The following is a 1,413-nucleotide window of genomic DNA, read 5'->3' on the forward strand; positions in this document are numbered from 1 at the left end:
CTTTGTGAAAGTTTTTATCGCTTAAAAACGCAATAAGCTTCAGGCTTCAGTCCTAATGCTTAAAGCTATATACAACCTTTAGGGTGGTTTTAGCGGTGGGGCTCACCTGTTCCCATTCCGAACACAGAAGTTAAGCCCACCAGCGCCGATGGTACTGCTAACGCGGGAGAGTAGGCCGCCGCCAGTTTTTATTTTATTTTTAAAAACCTTTATCTTTACGATAAAGGTTTTTTTTGTTGTATACCTACACCAACAGACACATAAGTAATGAGTAATAGATAATAAGTCACCATCACTAATCTCCGTTGTCTTTATGCCTCCAGCTTCCTGCTTCCTGCTTCCAGCCCTCTTTTTTCCATGCTTTAACTAACAATTGGTCTTTACCTTCAATACTATTCTTTATTCCAGCCAAATCCTGTCACTCCGTAGGAGTCTAATAAAAACTTAATCGTAAAATCTTAAATTATCAAGAACAATATTTATATTTCTAAAAACCAAAATATATTAGTTTTTGATTTAGTTCCACTTCCACTTCTATTTTCCTTCTTATAAATATTGATTTTGTTACAAAGTGCAGATGAACTACATTCTTCTGTTTTCATATATTCTTACCATTGTTCTTTATTACGTCTTTACATTCATGCTTTAATATCTTTTGCAATTCATAAAGAAGCCATCCATATTTTTTGATTATTCTAAAACAATACTAATCTAAAAAATATAATAGTAGCACTTAATATATCTCAGTTTATCATTATTAAGTTTAGAACAGAGAATCTAGCTTTTATACAGTAATACCATTTATTCAAGTCTATTAGCACTAATTGTGGATAAATATAATTATTATTTAAATAATTGAATAATAAATAGATATGATAATAGTTTTCCACATTTGGTATTTTTAAGTTAAATAAAGTTGCGGAGTATGGTATAAGTTTCTATCTTTGCCCCACTGAAAAACGAAATACATTCAGTAGCGCAGAAGCGCCTTTATAAAGGCAGAAACATAAACTACTTCATAAGATAAGGACGAAAAAAAACTTTAATTTTTTTTACAAAAAAAGTTGTCAGTTAAAAAATAGTTATTATCTTTGCAGTCCCAATTAGAGGGAGCGCAGGAGTAGATGGATTGAGGGTTTTGGAAGAATTAAGGTTACTTAAAAAACTTTAAAATTTTCTTCAAAAACATTTGGTCAATTAAAAATAAAGTTTTACTTTTGCACTCGCAAATACGGAGTAACACTGACAGAAAGATTGCTGCGTTAAAAAGCGAAAGATATAAAGATCATTGACATACAATATAACAACCAAGTAAGGAAAAACTAAAGCGTTAAAAACTTTGAGTGAGTCAGACAAACATACAATGGAGAGTTTGATCCTGGCTCAGGATGAACGCTAGCGGGAGGCCTAACA

At 31.9% G+C, this 1,413-nt stretch carries 1 rRNA gene; it reads left to right on the forward strand.

What is annotated here, in order from left to right:
* The first annotated feature begins 79 nt into the window (after window positions 1-79).
* A 5S ribosomal RNA gene (rrf, locus tag REB14_RS13485) occupies window positions 80-187 on the forward strand.
* The last annotated feature ends 1,226 nt before the right edge of the window (window positions 188-1,413 follow it).

It is taken from the genome of Chryseobacterium metallicongregator (assembly GCF_031324065.1).
GTDB lineage: Bacteria > Bacteroidota > Bacteroidia > Flavobacteriales > Weeksellaceae > Chryseobacterium > Chryseobacterium metallicongregator.